Source organism: Lentzea sp. NPDC051213, from assembly GCF_044455585.1.
Lineage (GTDB): Bacteria > Actinomycetota > Actinomycetes > Mycobacteriales > Pseudonocardiaceae > Lentzea.
Genome location: NZ_JBITEX010000005.1, coordinates 138,141 through 152,161, shown reverse-complemented (window position 1 = coordinate 152,161; position 14,021 = coordinate 138,141). Strand labels below are relative to the sequence as shown.

The following is a 14,021-nucleotide window of genomic DNA, read 5'->3' as shown; positions in this document are numbered from 1 at the left end:
TCAGCGACCGGGACCGGTCGTGACGAGGAAGGCGGCCACACCCAGCACGCCGACGGCTAGAACCGCCTCGGCGGTGACCGAGAGTGCGAGCCCGCGGGTGGTCGCGGCGACGCGTAGCCGCCGGTCCACCCAGGTCTTGCTCGCGAACCCGAGTACCAGCAGCAGGCCGAAGAGCACGAGCTTGGCCAGCAGGAGCTGCCCGTACCCGGTGTGCAGCAACGCGTCCACCGAACCGATCAGCTGGAACGCCAGCACCGCGCCCGCCACGGTGAGCGTCGCGACGGAGACCACCGCGAGCCGCGAGTAGCGCGGCAGCACCGCGATCAGCGCGTCCCGGTCGCGGGCGGGCAGGACGGCGAGCAGCAACACCAGCAGCCCGCCGATCCAGACGCAGACCACCAGCAGGTGCACGAACACGATGACCTGGCTCCAGCCGGGCAGGTCGAGGACGTGACCGGTCATCCCGTTGGTGCGCAACACGCCGAGTGCGATCGCCCCCGCTCCGACGCGCCACGACCACGATCTCGCGGCCCTCGAGCCACGCCGGGTCAGGTCGGCGAGCACCACCAGCGCGAGCACCCACAACAACGTGCGGGCGAACCAGACCCGGCCGAACGGGGCGTCGAAGAGCGGCAGCAGCACTGACGGGTCGAGCGCGGCGGACGGCGGACGTCCCGCGACCCAGGCGGCGTTGAAGGCGAGGCTCGCCACGGTGCCGGCGAAGCCGCACAGCCAGCCGAACGCGAGCAGCCGCCTGCCCCGCGCGGTGTCCGCGCCGTCAGGCCACAGCCACGCGAGGAACGCCACCCCGCCGACGAAGAGCGTCGTGCCGAGGTAGTCGAACGACCTGGCGAACATGAACCACGACTTCGCCGCCTCGGTCATGGCCCCTCCAGCAGCGCCGTGACCTTGTCGGTCTTCTCGTCCACGACGAGCGCACACGTCGTGCCGAGCAGACCGGCGAGCACGCCGTCGACCAGCTTGACGGGATCGCCGAGCAGCGGAAGCTCCACAAGGGACAGCTCCTCGGCCTTCTTCGTGCCTTCCGGCAGTTCCTGCACGACCGGCAGGTCGCCGTCGAGCAACGACAGCAACCCGAGCTGCCGCAACAGCTTCGTGATCGCGCCGGCGTCACAGGGCTTGGGAGGCTCGGTGGTCGGGGGTGTTGTCGTCGGCGGCTTCGTCGTTGGCGGAGGTGTGGTCGGGTGCGGATGCTCAGGTGCCGGAACGTGCGGGCCCGCCGGCTGGTGCGGGATCGGGACGGGGTTGTGCGCCACCGGTTGCGGCACGTGGTTCATCGGTTGATGCGGCTGCTCGGTCGGCGTCGGCGTCGGTGTGTGGGTGTGCTGACTCGGCTGACTGACGGCGTTCTGCGTCTGCGGGACACGCCCCATTCCCGACGCGAACCCGAGCACGACGACCACGGTGCCCACCAGGGTCGCCGCCACCACCTGGTCTCGTTGCAGCTTCATATTCGGCAGCGAAGCAGTTGGCGATTACCGGCTGTTCCCATTCCGTGAACCGCGCGTGAACTAGCTCCTCACCTAATTCAGGAAGATCGGTGCAGAGCCGGAAACACCGAATTAAGTTGTCGCCACAAAGAGGCTCTGAACAGGCAAAATGAGGATCGCTCGATTAACTTCCTTCGTTTGCACGGGTGAATTGCAAAACCACCCGCAACCACGTGGTCCGGGGCTCGTTGAGTTCTTTTCGGCCCTATGCGCGGTCGCGCACGGACCGGATCCGGCCGAGCAGCTCCTCGGCCTTCGCCCGCCCGGACTCCACCTCGGCGAGCCGGCGCGTCACGGACTGCAGCTCGCGGCCGCGTTCGCCGGCCTCCATCCGCAGGGCCCTGTCGACCTCGCGCAGCTCCGCCTCGATGGCCTCGATGCGCTTGGCGAGGGCCTCGTCCAGCGCGAGCGAGAGGGCCTGCTCGGCCTGGATCAACTGCTCGGCGGCGAGTTGGTCCACTGTGGAGCGTGCGTCGGCGATGGCGTCCGAAAGCCACTGCTTGACGTGCTGCTTCTCCGCGGTGTGGGTGCGGGTGCGGGCCATCCACCAGCCCGCGCCGAGGCCCAGGGCGATGGTCACCGGCAGCACGATCGGGTTCAGCACGGCGACGCCGAGCCCGGCCAGGGGCATGACCGCGAGCTTGCCGGCGCCGAGGCCACCGGACACGCCCATGAACACCAGCAGCTTGTCCTCGGCCGTCGGCGGGCGCTTCTCCTTGGGGCGCAACACGACCGGCGGCTGCTCACCGCGCGCGAACTGACCGCGGATCAGGGTCAGCTCCTCCGTGCTGAACATCGTGGCCAGCACGGCGTCGGTGACCTGGCCGAGGCGCACGGACAGAGCCGTGGAGATGCGGCCGGACACCACCTGCAGGGCCGTGTCGACCTGCTGCGGCAACGCGGCCAGAGCAGTGCGGTCGGCGGAGTCGATGGCCTGCCGGTACCAGGTCTGGAGGTCGCGCATCTGGCGGGAGATCTCGTGCGAGTTCTCCACGCGGGCGCGCTGGATCTCGCCGCGCAGGCGGACCTGCCAGCCTCGCGTGGACGAGCGGCGTTCGGTTTGCAGCTCCTCGCGGCGGGCCCTCAGCACGGCGGCCTCGTCCTCGCCCACGGACAGAGCGCGCTTCTCGTGCTCCAGGCGCACGACCAGCTCGTCCAGGACCGTCGACAGCGCGCGGAGTGCGTTGGCCTCGGCCAGCATTCCGGCCCGGCCCGCGACGAGCTCCTGCAGGGAGGTCTGCAACGACGCCACCCCCGACCGTTCGCGGAGCATGGCCGCCGCGTCCGGGTTCGGGGCCTGGGCTGCCATCTCGAACATGCGGGACGACACCGGGTAGAAGGTGGCGTCGGCGAAGCGTGGCGCGTGCTCGGCGAGCAGGGCCTGGTCGGCCTCCAGGATCTGGCGCCAGCCCCGGTACTGGTCGGTCTTCGTCAACACGAACACGACGGTTTCGACGCGGTCGCCGACGCGTTTGAGGAAGTCCAGCTCGCCGCGGGTGAACGGGGAGGAGGCGTCGACGACGAAGACCAGGGCGGTGGCCGACGTGACGGCTTCCAGGGCCAGCTCGCCGTGCACGGACTCCAGGCCACCGACGCCCGGAGTGTCCACAACGGACATGCGTTCCAGCAAGGGGATCGGCGCGTCGACCTCGACGTAGCGCGGGGGTAGCTCACCCTCCGGCAGGTCGTGGGCCGCGGAGACCCAGTTGATCAGGGCGGGCAGCGGGAAGCTGACGGGTGCGAGCAGGCCCGGATAGCAGGCGCGGGCGGCCCAGGTGGGGCCGTGCTGGAAGACCAGGTAGGTCGACGTGGCGACGTCGGCGTCGACCGGGGAGAGGCCAGGGCTCACCAGCAACGCGTTGACCAAGGACGACTTGCCGCGGTTCGTCTCGCCGACGATCACCACGGACGAGACCTCGGGAGCGGCGCGACGCGTGACCCAGTCGGCCATCGACGAGTCCAGCTCGCGGACCAGCGCGGTCAGGCGTTCGCGCGTCTGCCGGACTGTCTGGGAAAGGGTGCTCATCGGGCCGTGTAGACCGTGACGATCGGGGCCCGCAGGATTCGCCCGCGGTCGCAGAAGCCGGGTACCTCGGTCTCCGCGACCAGGCCCTGCAGGGACAGGTCGTCCGTCGGCACGGCACCGGCCGCCTCGTGCAGCGCGGGGTCGAACCGCTCACCGTCGGCACGCACCGCCACGACGCCTATGGACGACAGGCCTTCTTCGATGCGTTCGACCACGCCGGCACTGGCGCGGTCCAGCGCGTACAGGCACAGCCCGACCAACGCGCGGCGCTCGGCCAGCGCCTGGTCGAGCAGCTCGTCGGCAATGGTCTCCACACCGTCGTCCGACGTCACGTCGGCGGGTTCGGTTCCACTCGTGCTCATCGGTGCCCCCCAGCACGTAGTCGCTGCCAGATGAGGAAATACCCCCGATGGACGACGTGCGCCACCCGAGCCTGCGCCGGCGTCGCGCCGAACGACGCGAACGAACGCCACCAGCCGGCACGTTCCAGCGCGAACGCGACCAGCTCCGGCAGCGGCCGGCCGGTCAGACCGAGCTGGCCCGGCACGTCCGCGGTGCTGCCGACCCGCAGCACCTCCTCGGTCAGGTCCGGCGGCAGCGTGACCGCACCGGACGAGACCAGGGTCAACGCCTCCAGCAGCCGCAGCTGGTGTGCCTCCGGCCGGGCCAGCAGGACCTCGATCGCGTCGTGCACGCGTTGCCGTTCGCCGGGATCACCGGAGGCCAGCGAGGTGATCGACGCCAGCGCGGCCGCCGCCTTGATGCCGTCGGCCCGCGCCCGGAACACCGCGTCCAGCCGGCCGCGGACGGCGGCGAACCCCGAGGCGTCGAACAGCACCCGCCGCAGCGCACCCGCCGTGAGCGCGGGCTCGGCGTCCAGGGCCAGCAGGGCGCGGCCGATGCCGTAGAGATCGAGCTTCTCCAGCAACCGCGAGCGCACGCCGGCCGGCACGTCGCAGTCCCAGGAGGTGAAGAGATCACCGGCCATCAGCATCATCGAGCGGGTGTCCGCATCGAGGGCCGCCAGCTGCCGCAACGCCTCCGCGTCCGCCGACGTGAACTCGCCGGTCTCCGCGGACTCGGCGAGCAGGCTGATCACCGGCAGCACGTCGGCCACCCGCGGCTTCAGCAGCTGGGCCTGCTTCGAAGCGAGGATCTCCGCGGCACGCCAGACCTCGCCGTCCGACCCCTCGACGGTCTCCGGTGCCACGGCGTCGACCTTGTTCAACGCGGCGATGGCGTTGACCGGACCGGCTTCCCGCGAGGCCGTCGCGGCGGTGAACACGGCCAGCGTCGAGTGGTCGTCCGCGCGCACGCCCTGCGTCACGACGTAGAGAACCGCCTCGGCGCCGGCGACCGCGTTGCGGGACACGGGATCCAGCAGTTCCTCGGTGCGCGCGACCGAGGCCGCGTCCAGCGAACCGAGACCGGGTGTGTCGATGACGGTGAAGTCGCGCAGCACCGCGTTCGTCAGGTACGCCTCGATGTGCGAGACGCCTTCCACGCCAAGAGAAGCAGGGATCATGCCGTTCGGGTCGAACGGCAACACCTGCCGCCGGCCGTCCTGAAGAACGACTTCGATGCGGTCGACCGTTCCGTACTGATAGCGCGTGACCAGCCGTGTGCACTCACCGATGTCGGTGGGTGCGACCCGGCGCCCGATCAGCGCGTTGACCAGCGTCGACTTGCCGGACTTGATCCGGCCGGCCACCGCGACCTGCAGCGGTGCGTGCAGACGGCGGAGCACCTCCTGGAACCCGGCGGCCGTCTGCTGGGAAACCTGCGGTTGCAAGGCAACACACAAGTTGGCCACCGCCGCGCACAGCGGTCCGGCCAGTTGTTGTCCCTGCAACGCCGTCACGGGCACTGATCGTGCCACGGTTTGTGCGCGTGCGTGCGCGGGTAGCCACAGCGCATGGGTGACAGCTACGTGACGTTCCTAGTGCTGGGGATCGTCCTGGTCGTGGTCGACGGCCAGCTGATCTACCACAGCGGCAAGGGATATTTGAAGCGCGCTGCGTACGACGACGAGCAGGCCGCGGCCATGATGCGGTTGACGGCCGTGTTGTTCCACCTCGTCGTGCTCGGCCTCCTGGCGCTGGTGTCGATCATCGAAGTAGACACCGGTGATCCGGTGAAGAACGTGGTCGTGAAGCTCGGTGTGGTGCTGTTGCTGCTGGCACTCGCTCACGGCGTGACGATGGCGATCCTGGCCAGGATTCGGGATCGCCAGATGCAGCAGCAGCTCGCGGACCAGATGGCCGAGGAGCACCGGATTTACGAGGAACGGCACGCGCACGTCAGCGAACCACGACCCGCACCGAAGATCGAGTCGCCTTACTCGACATAACAAGCGCGAACGGCGTTGAGCGCCTCCCCCTCGCTCGCGCCGAGAGCACGGGCAACGGCGACGAACTCCGCTGCGGCGGCGGAGAGCGGATTCGGTGCATGCGAAGGCAGGGCGGCCACCACGGTGCCCTGCCTTCGCCCTGTCGTGAGCACGCCTTCGGTCTCCAGCTCCCGGTACGCCCGCGCGACCGTGCCCGCCGCGAGCCCGAGGTCGGCGGCGAGCTGGCGGATCGTCGGCAACCGGGAGCCGACCGGCAGCACCCCACCGCTGATCAACAGGATGAGCTGGTCGCGGACCTGACGCCACGGTGCGACGCCGTTGTCGACGTCCACGACGATTCGGGGAGCGCTCACCTTCTGATCTTCGCGTAGGGCTTCGTGTTGGCCATCGCGATCCAGGCGAGGATTCCGACGAACCCGAACGGCGACGGCAGCAACGCACCCGCCACCGCCGCGCCGAGACCGGCCGAGACGTGCACGCTGCGAGTGCGCAACGCCATGTCGACGCGCTCGTCACCGGTCGCGGGCCTGGCCACCGCCGCCCACGTGATCACCGCGACCGCGAACACCGACAGCCCGAGCCACAGGATTCGCTGCCAACCGTGGTCGATGACGAGGTAGATCGCCGCGCCCAGCACGATCACCACGTAGGAGGCCAGCAGGCCCTTGGCCGCGATGTCGGTGAGCCCGCGCCGGGTGAGCGACGCCACTCGCTTCGAGCCTCGGGACGGGCGCAGTGCGATCAACTCCGCGAGCAGCGTGCCGCCGAGCACGATGACCGCGAGGTGAGTGGTGCCGGCGCTGATCTCCGGAGCCAGCCCGAGGCCCAGGTAGAGCCACGGGTACAGCAGCCGGCGCCGCCGCAAGTACCGGACGGCGTCCTCGACCTGCGCCTCCGCAGGGTCCGCGACCTGCCACTTCTTCAGCAGGCGCTCGCCGGTCGACCGGGTCGGCCAGAGCAGCACCATGAGCACCAGGCCGACGCCCGCGACAATGCCGATCGTGGTGAGCTCGCCCATCGTGACCCCCAAACTTTGTATCAATCCCTCGACACAATAACTCACACTGAAGTCGTACGGAGCGTCATTCCGTGGCGCGACGCGCGGAAGTTCGAAGCGCACCTAACCTTGTCCGGTGCGGAGGTTCAGCCTGTGGATGAAGGCTCACCCGGCGTTCGGGGACTCCCTGATCGCCGGGCTGTTGCTGATCTTCGACATGGGACTCAGTGTCTCGACAGTGGAGCGGGGGGTGTCGTTCTCGGCGTTCCTCGCGGTCACGTTGCTGATGCTCGGGCCGCTGCCCTTCCGGCGCTACCACCCGCTCGGCAGCAGCTACCTGATCCTCGGCGGCGCGTTCCTGCAGCTCTTCACCCACGGTGGCGAGAACGGCATACCGGCGCGGATGTCGGACTTCGCGCTGGCCATCGCGCTGTACACGCTCGTCGCGTACACGACCCGCAAGACGGCGTTGATCTACGCGGGCTGGCTGCTCGCCGGCACGCTGCTCTGGGCGATCTTCCAGCTCGGCAACCTCGAGGCCGTGTTCCTCGTGTTCATGGTCTTCGTGATCTTCGGCTTCAGCTGGGCGATGGGCGAGTTCGTCGGCGCGCGCCGCGCGTACCAGAGCGAGCTGGAACAACGCCTCGCGCTGCTGGAGACCGAACGTGACCAGCAGGCCAGGATCGCGGTCGGCGAGGAACGCTCCCGCATCGCCCGCGAGCTGCACGACGTGGTCGCGCACGCGGTGAGCGTGATGATCGTCCACGCGGACGGCGCCGCTTACACGATCAGGTCACAGCCGGAGGTCGCCGAGAACGCCGTCCGCACGATCGCGGACACCGGCCGCCAGGCGCTGACCGAGATGAGGCGCCTGCTGGGCGTGCTGCGCAGCGAGGACGCCGAGACCCAGTGGGCCCCGCAACCGGACGCGCGCGGCGTCGTCGAACTGGCCGAGAACACCCGCGCGGCCGGCGTGCCGGTGCGCCTGGAGATCAACGGCGACGTGGAGGACCTGCCCGTCGGCGTCGGCCTGAGCGTCTACCGGATCGTGCAGGAAGCGCTGACGAACACCATCAAACACGCCGGCACGGGCTCGACCGCGCTCGTCCGGCTCGCCCGCACCCCGGAAGAGCTGCGGCTCGAGGTCATCGACAACGGCTTCGGCACGCCGCACGACGTGGTCAAGGTGTCGGGCGGCAACGGACTGATCGGCATGAGGGAAAGGGCTGCGGTGCTGGGTGGCGAGTTCGAGGCGGGCCCCAACCCCGGCGGGGGCTGGCGCGTGCGCGCGGTCTTCCCACTGGCCGCATAGGGTGATCGAGTGATTCGGGTGCTGCTGGTCGACGACCAGGAACTCATGCGCATGGGCTTCCGCATGGTGCTGGGTGCGCAAGAGGACATCGACGTCGTCGGCGAAGCAGCCGACGGACTGGACGCCGTGCAGATGGCGGACAAACTGCGCCCTGACGTCGTGCTGATGGACGTCCGCATGCCGGTGCTGGACGGGGTGGAGGCGACCAAGCGCATCACCGAGGCCGACACGGCCAAGGTGCTGGTCATGACCACGTTCGACATGGACGAGTACGCGCTGTCCGCGCTGCGCAACGGCGCCAGCGGCTTCCTGCTGAAGGACACGCCGCCCAGCGACCTGGTCTCGGCGCTGCGTGCCGTGGCCTCGGGCGACGCGGTGGTCTCCCCGTCGGTGACGAAGCGGCTGCTGGGCCGGTTCCTCGGTGACGGCGGCGGCGAACTGCGCGACGCCACCGTCCTGGACGTGCTGACGGAGCGGGAGCGCGAGGTGCTCGTGCTGATCGCCAAGGGGCTGTCGAACACCGAGCTCGCCAGGAAGCTCTTCCTGTCGGAGGCGACGGTGAAGACGCACGTCGGGCGGATCTTGGCCAAGCTGGAGCTGCGAGACCGGGTGCAGGCCGTGGTGCTGGCCTACGAGACCGGTCTCGTCCGCCCCGGAGATGTCTAGTGGCGTGGCCCGGAACGTTGCCGTGCCAATTCGCGGTCAGGCGGGCGCATCGTGGTGCCGCCCCCGCGCCTTCATACTGGATGTATGGGGGCGCGGGGGCGGTGCCGCGAGGCGTCCTCCTGAGCGTGAATTAGCCGCCCACGTTCCGGGTCACGCCACTAGCGATACTGCTCGGGATCGGCTTCCACGATCGTCCCCGCCATCCGCGGCTTCACCACGTCGTCGTACCAGCGACCCCAGTCGGGCTGCGAACCGTCGAGATCGGTGAAGCCGTACTCGCGCTTGAGCCGCCACGACGACAGGCACTGCCCGGAGAACCTCCTGCGGTCCGGGTCGGCGGCCACGTGCATGAGCCCGCGCCCGAGGTAGTGCGGTGTCTCGGACAACGCGTAGTCCGGCACCTTCTCGATCGCGTCCCGCCAGGTCGCCTTGGTCACCCCGAACGTGTCCAGCATCTGCTCCGAGCGCAGGAAACCAGGCGTGGCGGCGATCGCCGTCACGTTCGGGACGTCCTTGAGGTCCTTCGCCAGCACCTCGCCGAACCGCCGTACGGAGTTCTTCACCGCGTCGTAGGTGAGGTTCACGAAGTACGCCTCGCCGTCCTCGCCGTCGGTCACCTCGATCACGAGCCCGTCGTCGGACCGCACGAGGATCGGCATCAGCTTGTGCAGCGCCACGAGGTGCGTCTCGATGCCGTTGCGCCACATGTGCAGCTGCTTGTCGAGGTCGTGCTCCCAGAACTTGCCCCACTCGACGAGGTTCTCGCCGCCCCAGGCGTTGTCGACGAAGATGTCGAGCCGGTCGATGCGCGCCGCGAAAGCGTCCACATCGGACGGTGAGGTGAAGTCGCACCGGACGGCGATCCCTCTGCCACCGGCCGCGTCCACCAGTTCCGCGGTCTCCTCGATCGTCTCGGCACGACCGACCTCCGACTGCTCTGACCGCGTGGTGCGGCCACCGACGAAGACGGTCGCCCCGGCGGCCCCCAGCTCGACCGCGATCGCCCGGCCTGCGCCTCTGGTGGCGCCGGTGACGACGGCGACCTTGCCGCTCAGATCGGGATCACTTCTTGCCGACACGGCGAGTTCCCCTTCCCTCGTGCCAGGAGAGGACGACCATCTCGTCGCCCTCGACGGTGATCGAAACGACCTCGGTGACGTTCATCCGGAAGAGGTCGAGTCCATCGGGTTCCCAGCCGGTGCGCTCGAACAGGTCCTTGAGGTAGTTGGTCTTGTCGGTCCAGAACTCGGCCGTGCCGCTGATCTTCGCGTCGCCGGCCTCCGTCACCGAGGCGGTCGTGCTCATGCAGTGCAACGCGAACCGCGGGTCGCGGCGCAGGTCACGCGACTTCGTCGAGTCGACCATCATGCCTGCCCACAGCTCGCCGCGCGTGAAGTCCGGTTCCACGCCGCTGATCCGCGGTGCACCGTCCTTGCGCAGGGTCGCGATCAACGCGTGCCGGTCCGCGGCGAACCTGCTCTCCACGAACGCGGCCAGATCGGGTTGTTCGGCCGCGAACTCCGCCCAGGTAGCCATCAGCGCATCCCTTCCAGCACCAGATCGATGTCCTCTGCCATGCGTGCCAACAGGTCTCCTCGCGGTCGGATCGACCAGTCCATCGAGATCCCGTAGACCAGCCCGGCCAGCACGCGAGCCGCGTTCGGTGGCAGATCCTCTGCCGCGCACAGGGTCTCCAGTTCCGCCTCCAGCACCGCGTAGTGCCGGGCCAGCAGCGCGCGCAGTTCCGGGTCGATGAGGTCGACCCCGAGCTGCGCGAGGTTGTTCGTCGCCACCACCGGGTCCGCCAGGCGGTCGAACCAGGTCAGCAGCGCTTCCCGGACGGAGCCGGCCTCACGCATCCGGCGCGCGACCTCTTCCGTACCCGCTCGGGTGAGTGCCTGCAGGAGTCCGCTCTTGGACCCGAACCGCTTCGCCACCGCCCCGACCGACACCCCGGCCTCCGTCGCCACGTCCGCGACGGTGAACTCCGGTCCGCGCCGGTCGATGACCGCCGCGACGGCGGACAGGATCCGCTCGTCGGTGATCGTGCGAGGTCGTGCCACGCCATTAGTGAACCACAGTTCACTAACCTTCGCATAGGGTGGCACCGCGTGAACTGGAGACCGCGGCTCGTCGCGCTGGACATCGACGGAACCCTGACCCCTGTCGGCTCGAATGACATCTCTCCGGCCGTAAAAGCAGCCATCACACGCGTGGCCGAACACGGCACGCACGTCGTGCTGTGCACAGGCCGCAGCCTGATCGGCACGACCCCGATCGCCGCGCAACTGCCCGCGTCACACGCGGTGTGCTCGAACGGCGCGGTGTGGTGGGACCCCGCGACCGGTGAGGTCATCAGGCGCACGACGTTCGACCCCGGCCCGACGATCAAGGCCCTGCAGGCGCTGCTGCCCGGCGCGGTGTTCGCGATCGAGCAGACCGGGGTCGGCAACCTCTCGCTCGGTCGCTTCCTGCCCGACGACCTGTGGGGCGTGACGACCGACGCGACGTTCGACGAGATCGCCGCCACGCCGACCCCGCGGCTGGTCATGCGCTGGCTCGACCACACGCCGGCCGAACTGTCGTTCGCCGTGAGGAACCTGGAGATGTCCGGCATCGAGTGGTCGGTCGACCACACCGAAGCGTGGCTGACCGCCGTGCCGGAGAACGTGACCAAGGGTTCCGCGCTGGAGGAACTCGGCCAGGAGCTCGGCATCGGCGCGCAGGACGCGCTCGCGATCGGCGACGGGTCGAACGACGTCGAGATGCTGAAGTGGGCGGGGCTCGGCGTCGCGATGGGGCAGGCACCCGCGCACGTGCAGGCGGCGGCGGACGCGGTCGCCCCCACTGTGCTGGAGGACGGCGCGGCGGAGGTGCTGGGGCGGTTCTTCCCGGCCTAGGGCCTAGTCCGCGATGTTCACCCTGGCGACGATCTTGTCGATCTTCACCCGCACGACCATCTCGCCGGGCACGCCGTTGCGCTCGGCGTAGTGGTCGGCCTTGTCGGCACCCATGTAGCGGGCCGCGGTGCGGCCCGCCCAGTACTTGAGCTGCTCGGGATCCTCGTCGGTGACCGCCTGGCCGGTGATGGTGACGAAGTTGAACGGCGGCCGCTCGTCGTCGAAGCACAGGGCCACCCGGCCGTCGCGCAGGATCGACCTGCCCTTAAGGGTCTCGCGCGCGGTCAGGAAGACGAGATCGGGGCCGTCGACGTCGACCCACACCGGTGCGACGTGCGGTGAACCGTCCTTGCGGGTGACCGCGAGCTTGCCGGTGCGGGCGGGCGTGGCCAGCACGAACTCGCGCCACCAGCCTTCGGGAGCTTCCGTGTATCCCATGTGGCTCATTCAACTACGACGGAGGTAGCGGCACCCGGCGACGGAAGTTGACGCGGCCGAAGACCGCAGGCCGATGTGGCAGACCCCCTCGGACCAGCAGAGTTGTCCCCATCACCGAGAGGGGAAAGCCAATGATCGAGGCAATCGGCCTCACCAAGAGATACGGCAGGACGGTCGCGGTCGACGACCTGTCGTTCACCGTCCAGCCTGGACGGGTGACCGGGTTCCTCGGTCCGAACGGCGCCGGCAAGTCCACCACGATGCGCATGATCCTGGGGCTCGACCGTCCGACGGCAGGCCGCGTGCTGATCGACGGCAAGCCCTACACCGAACTGCACCGTCCACTGCGGACGGTCGGCGCGCTGCTCGACGCCAAGTGGGTGCACCCGAACCGTTCGGCGCGCGCCCACCTCCGCTGGCTCGCCAAGTCCAACGGCCTGCCGGACAAGCGCGTGGACTTCGTGCTCGACGCGGTCGGCCTCAGCCAGGTCGCCCGCAAGAAGGCGGGCGGGTTCTCGCTCGGCATGTCGCAGCGGCTGGGGATCGCCGCGGCACTGCTCGGCGACCCGCAGGTGCTGCTGTTCGACGAGCCGGTCAACGGCCTGGACCCGGAGGGCATCCTCTGGATCCGCACGTTCATGCAGAACCTCGCCGCCGAGGGCCGCACGGTCCTGGTGTCGAGCCACCTGCTGTCCGAGATGGCGCTGACGGCGAGCGACCTCGTGGTGATCGGCCGGGGGAAGCTGATCTCGCAGAGCAGCACGAGCGAGTTCATCGACCGCTCGACGGGGAACTCCGTGCTGGTGCGCAGCCCTCAGTTGTTCAAGCTCGGCCCGCTTCTGGTGGACAAGGGGTTCACGGTTCGTGACGGCGCGGACGGCGCGTTGTCCGTATCGGGTGCCAGTAGTGACCAGATCGGTGACATCGCGGCAGCGAACGGTGTCGTCCTGCACGAGCTGAGCCCGCAGCGCGGCTCGCTTGAAGAGGCGTTCATGGAGCTCACCGGAGATGCTGTCGAGTACCACGCAGAGATCGGGAAGTGAGTCTGATGACCCTGTTGGCAGTTGAGAGAATCAAGCTCTTCTCGACCCGGTCGCCCTACTGGTGCACGGCTCTCGCGATCGCCATGTCGATCGGATTCACGGCGTTGATCGCGGCGAACTCCGAGACCGTGGGCATCGACCTCACGCAGGCGGGCAGCAGGCTCGCGCTGGTCGTCGTGCTCGTGCTCGGCGCGCTCGCGGTCACCACCGAGTACCGCTTCGGCACGATCCGCTCGACGTTCCTCGCGGTGCCGAACCGCACGTCGGCACTGGTCGCCAAGACGGCGGTCGTCGCCCTCGTGGCCGGCGTGATCGGTGAGATCGTCGCCTTCGGCTCGTGGGCGATGGCGAAGGTGATCAAGCCCAGCGCCGACCTGGCGATCAACACAGGCGCGGAATGGCGGCACGTCGCGGGCGTCGGCCTGATGTTCGCGATCGGCGCGATCATCGCGGTCGCGGTCGGCATCCTCGTTCGCCACACCGCGGGCGCCGTGGCGATCCTGCTGGTCTGGTCGATGCTGCTGGAGAACCTGGTCGGGATCATCCCCAAGGTCGGCGTGAAGATCCAGGCCTGGCTGCCGTTCATGAACGCGGACAACTTCCTCGCGATGCAGACGGGCTCGAACGAGCTCAACGCCGAACCGGCGGGCGTCGTCTTCAAGCTGAGCCAGTGGGGTTCGCTCGGCTACTACGCCGGCATCGCGGTCGCGTTGCTGGTGGTCGCCCTGATCGTCGCCAAGCGGCGGGACGCGTGACCAACTGAGGGGGAGCGGGGCGC

At 69.2% G+C, this 14,021-nt stretch carries 17 protein-coding genes; 6 read left to right on the top strand and 11 right to left on the bottom strand.

The window, feature by feature from the left end; all coding sequences use genetic code 11:
* The 5 genes from ACIA8G_RS23040 to ACIA8G_RS23020 all read right to left on the bottom strand — a co-directional run bounded on the left by ACIA8G_RS23040 (position 1) and on the right by ACIA8G_RS23020 (position 5,398).
* Positions 1–885 (bottom strand): copper resistance D family protein, encoded by an 885-nt coding sequence (locus ACIA8G_RS23040; RefSeq protein WP_396420702.1) that lies wholly within the window; start codon positions 883–885, stop codon positions 1–3.
* Positions 882–1,472 carry a hypothetical protein gene (locus ACIA8G_RS23035; protein ID WP_396420701.1) on the bottom strand — a complete coding sequence of 197 codons (591 nt, stop codon included), beginning with the start codon at positions 1,470–1,472 and terminating at the stop codon, positions 882–884. Before ACIA8G_RS23035 ends, ACIA8G_RS23040 begins: the two co-directional genes overlap by 4 nt.
* A 244-nt stretch (positions 1,473–1,716) precedes the next feature.
* The gene (locus ACIA8G_RS23030; RefSeq protein WP_396420700.1) at positions 1,717–3,537 is read right to left on the bottom strand and encodes a dynamin family protein; all 1,821 of its coding nucleotides are present in this window, start codon (positions 3,535–3,537) and stop codon (positions 1,717–1,719) included.
* The gene (grpE, locus tag ACIA8G_RS23025; protein ID WP_396420699.1) at positions 3,534–3,899 is read right to left on the bottom strand and encodes a nucleotide exchange factor GrpE; all 366 of its coding nucleotides are present in this window, start codon (positions 3,897–3,899) and stop codon (positions 3,534–3,536) included. Before grpE ends, ACIA8G_RS23030 begins: the two co-directional genes overlap by 4 nt.
* Complete coding sequence (locus ACIA8G_RS23020; RefSeq protein WP_396420698.1) at positions 3,896–5,398, bottom strand: dynamin family protein; 1,503 nt, start codon at positions 5,396–5,398, stop codon at positions 3,896–3,898. The genes grpE and ACIA8G_RS23020 overlap by 4 nt, the downstream gene beginning before the upstream one ends.
* Positions 5,399–5,452: 54 nt before the next feature.
* On the opposite strand from ACIA8G_RS23020, the gene ACIA8G_RS23015 reads away from it, so the two are divergent.
* Positions 5,453–5,887, top strand: coding sequence for a hypothetical protein (locus ACIA8G_RS23015; protein ID WP_396420697.1), 435 nt, complete (start codon positions 5,453–5,455; stop codon positions 5,885–5,887).
* Here the strand turns inward: ACIA8G_RS23015 and ACIA8G_RS23010 are convergent.
* Positions 5,875–6,240, bottom strand: a complete 366-nt coding sequence (locus tag ACIA8G_RS23010; RefSeq protein WP_396420696.1) for a GntR family transcriptional regulator — start codon at positions 6,238–6,240, stop codon at positions 5,875–5,877. The two genes, ACIA8G_RS23015 and ACIA8G_RS23010, sit on opposite strands and share 13 nt — an antisense overlap.
* Positions 6,237–6,905, bottom strand: coding sequence for a hypothetical protein (locus ACIA8G_RS23005; protein WP_396420695.1), 669 nt, complete (start codon positions 6,903–6,905; stop codon positions 6,237–6,239). Before ACIA8G_RS23005 ends, ACIA8G_RS23010 begins: the two co-directional genes overlap by 4 nt.
* A 115-nt stretch (positions 6,906–7,020) precedes the next feature.
* On the opposite strand from ACIA8G_RS23005, the gene ACIA8G_RS23000 reads away from it, so the two are divergent.
* Both ACIA8G_RS23000 and ACIA8G_RS22995 read left to right on the top strand, forming a co-directional pair.
* A complete protein-coding gene (locus ACIA8G_RS23000; RefSeq protein ID WP_396420694.1) occupies positions 7,021–8,196 on the top strand; it encodes a sensor histidine kinase in 1,176 nt (391 codons plus the stop codon).
* Positions 8,197–8,205: 9 nt separating this feature from the next.
* Positions 8,206–8,862 (top strand): response regulator, encoded by a 657-nt coding sequence (locus tag ACIA8G_RS22995; protein WP_396420693.1) that lies wholly within the window; start codon positions 8,206–8,208, stop codon positions 8,860–8,862.
* Between the two features lie 158 nt (positions 8,863–9,020).
* On the opposite strand, the gene ACIA8G_RS22990 is transcribed toward ACIA8G_RS22995, so the two are convergent.
* Genes ACIA8G_RS22990 through ACIA8G_RS22980 form a run of 3 tightly spaced genes read right to left on the bottom strand, consistent with a single transcriptional unit; the run spans position 9,021 to position 10,925 of the window.
* Positions 9,021–9,941: an SDR family oxidoreductase gene (locus ACIA8G_RS22990; RefSeq protein ID WP_396420692.1), complete on the bottom strand. Its 921-nt coding sequence runs from the start codon at positions 9,939–9,941 to the stop codon at positions 9,021–9,023.
* On the bottom strand, positions 9,925–10,398 hold the full coding sequence (locus ACIA8G_RS22985; RefSeq protein ID WP_396420691.1) for a pyridoxamine 5'-phosphate oxidase family protein: 474 nt from the start codon (positions 10,396–10,398) through the stop codon (positions 9,925–9,927). Before ACIA8G_RS22985 ends, ACIA8G_RS22990 begins: the two co-directional genes overlap by 17 nt.
* Positions 10,398–10,925 (bottom strand): TetR/AcrR family transcriptional regulator, encoded by a 528-nt coding sequence (locus ACIA8G_RS22980; protein ID WP_396420690.1) that lies wholly within the window; start codon positions 10,923–10,925, stop codon positions 10,398–10,400. The genes ACIA8G_RS22985 and ACIA8G_RS22980 overlap by 1 nt, the downstream gene beginning before the upstream one ends.
* Before the next feature lie 48 nt (positions 10,926–10,973).
* Here ACIA8G_RS22980 and ACIA8G_RS22975 point away from each other — a divergent pair, with 48 nt between their 5' ends.
* Complete coding sequence (locus ACIA8G_RS22975) at positions 10,974–11,762, top strand: HAD family hydrolase (RefSeq protein ID WP_396420689.1); 789 nt, start codon at positions 10,974–10,976, stop codon at positions 11,760–11,762.
* Between the two features lie 3 nt (positions 11,763–11,765).
* Here the strand turns inward: ACIA8G_RS22975 and ACIA8G_RS22970 are convergent, their stop codons facing one another.
* Entirely contained in the window at positions 11,766–12,200 is a 435-nt protein-coding gene (locus ACIA8G_RS22970; RefSeq protein ID WP_396420687.1) for a PPOX class F420-dependent oxidoreductase, read from the bottom strand.
* 131 nt (positions 12,201–12,331) lie between these two features.
* On the opposite strand from ACIA8G_RS22970, the gene ACIA8G_RS22965 reads away from it, so the two are divergent.
* Both ACIA8G_RS22965 and ACIA8G_RS22960 read left to right on the top strand, forming a co-directional pair.
* Positions 12,332–13,243, top strand: coding sequence for an ABC transporter ATP-binding protein (locus ACIA8G_RS22965; protein ID WP_396420686.1), 912 nt, complete (start codon positions 12,332–12,334; stop codon positions 13,241–13,243).
* A gap of 5 nt (positions 13,244–13,248) precedes the next feature.
* The gene (locus ACIA8G_RS22960) at positions 13,249–13,998 is read left to right on the top strand and encodes a hypothetical protein (RefSeq protein ID WP_396420685.1); all 750 of its coding nucleotides are present in this window, start codon (positions 13,249–13,251) and stop codon (positions 13,996–13,998) included.
* Positions 13,999–14,021: the final 23 nt, after the last annotated feature.

Excerpts from the sequence above, each read along its gene's own strand:
- grpE (WP_396420699.1), bottom strand. The coding sequence starts at position 3,899 with ATGAGCACGAGTGGAACCGAACCCGCCGACGTGACGTCGGACGACGGT.
- ACIA8G_RS23035 (WP_396420701.1), bottom strand. The coding sequence starts at position 1,472 with ATGAAGCTGCAACGAGACCAGGTGGTGGCGGCGACCCTGGTGGGCACC.
- ACIA8G_RS23030 (WP_396420700.1), bottom strand. The coding sequence starts at position 3,537 with ATGAGCACCCTTTCCCAGACAGTCCGGCAGACGCGCGAACGCCTGACC.
- ACIA8G_RS23015 (WP_396420697.1), top strand. The coding sequence starts at position 5,453 with ATGGGTGACAGCTACGTGACGTTCCTAGTGCTGGGGATCGTCCTGGTC.
- ACIA8G_RS23005 (WP_396420695.1), bottom strand. The coding sequence starts at position 6,905 with ATGGGCGAGCTCACCACGATCGGCATTGTCGCGGGCGTCGGCCTGGTG.
- ACIA8G_RS22970 (WP_396420687.1), bottom strand. The coding sequence starts at position 12,200 with ATGGGATACACGGAAGCTCCCGAAGGCTGGTGGCGCGAGTTCGTGCTG.
- ACIA8G_RS23040 (WP_396420702.1), bottom strand. The coding sequence starts at position 885 with ATGACCGAGGCGGCGAAGTCGTGGTTCATGTTCGCCAGGTCGTTCGAC.
- ACIA8G_RS22960 (WP_396420685.1), top strand. The coding sequence starts at position 13,249 with ATGACCCTGTTGGCAGTTGAGAGAATCAAGCTCTTCTCGACCCGGTCG.
- ACIA8G_RS22965 (WP_396420686.1), top strand. The coding sequence starts at position 12,332 with ATGATCGAGGCAATCGGCCTCACCAAGAGATACGGCAGGACGGTCGCG.
- ACIA8G_RS22985 (WP_396420691.1), bottom strand. The coding sequence starts at position 10,398 with ATGGCTACCTGGGCGGAGTTCGCGGCCGAACAACCCGATCTGGCCGCG.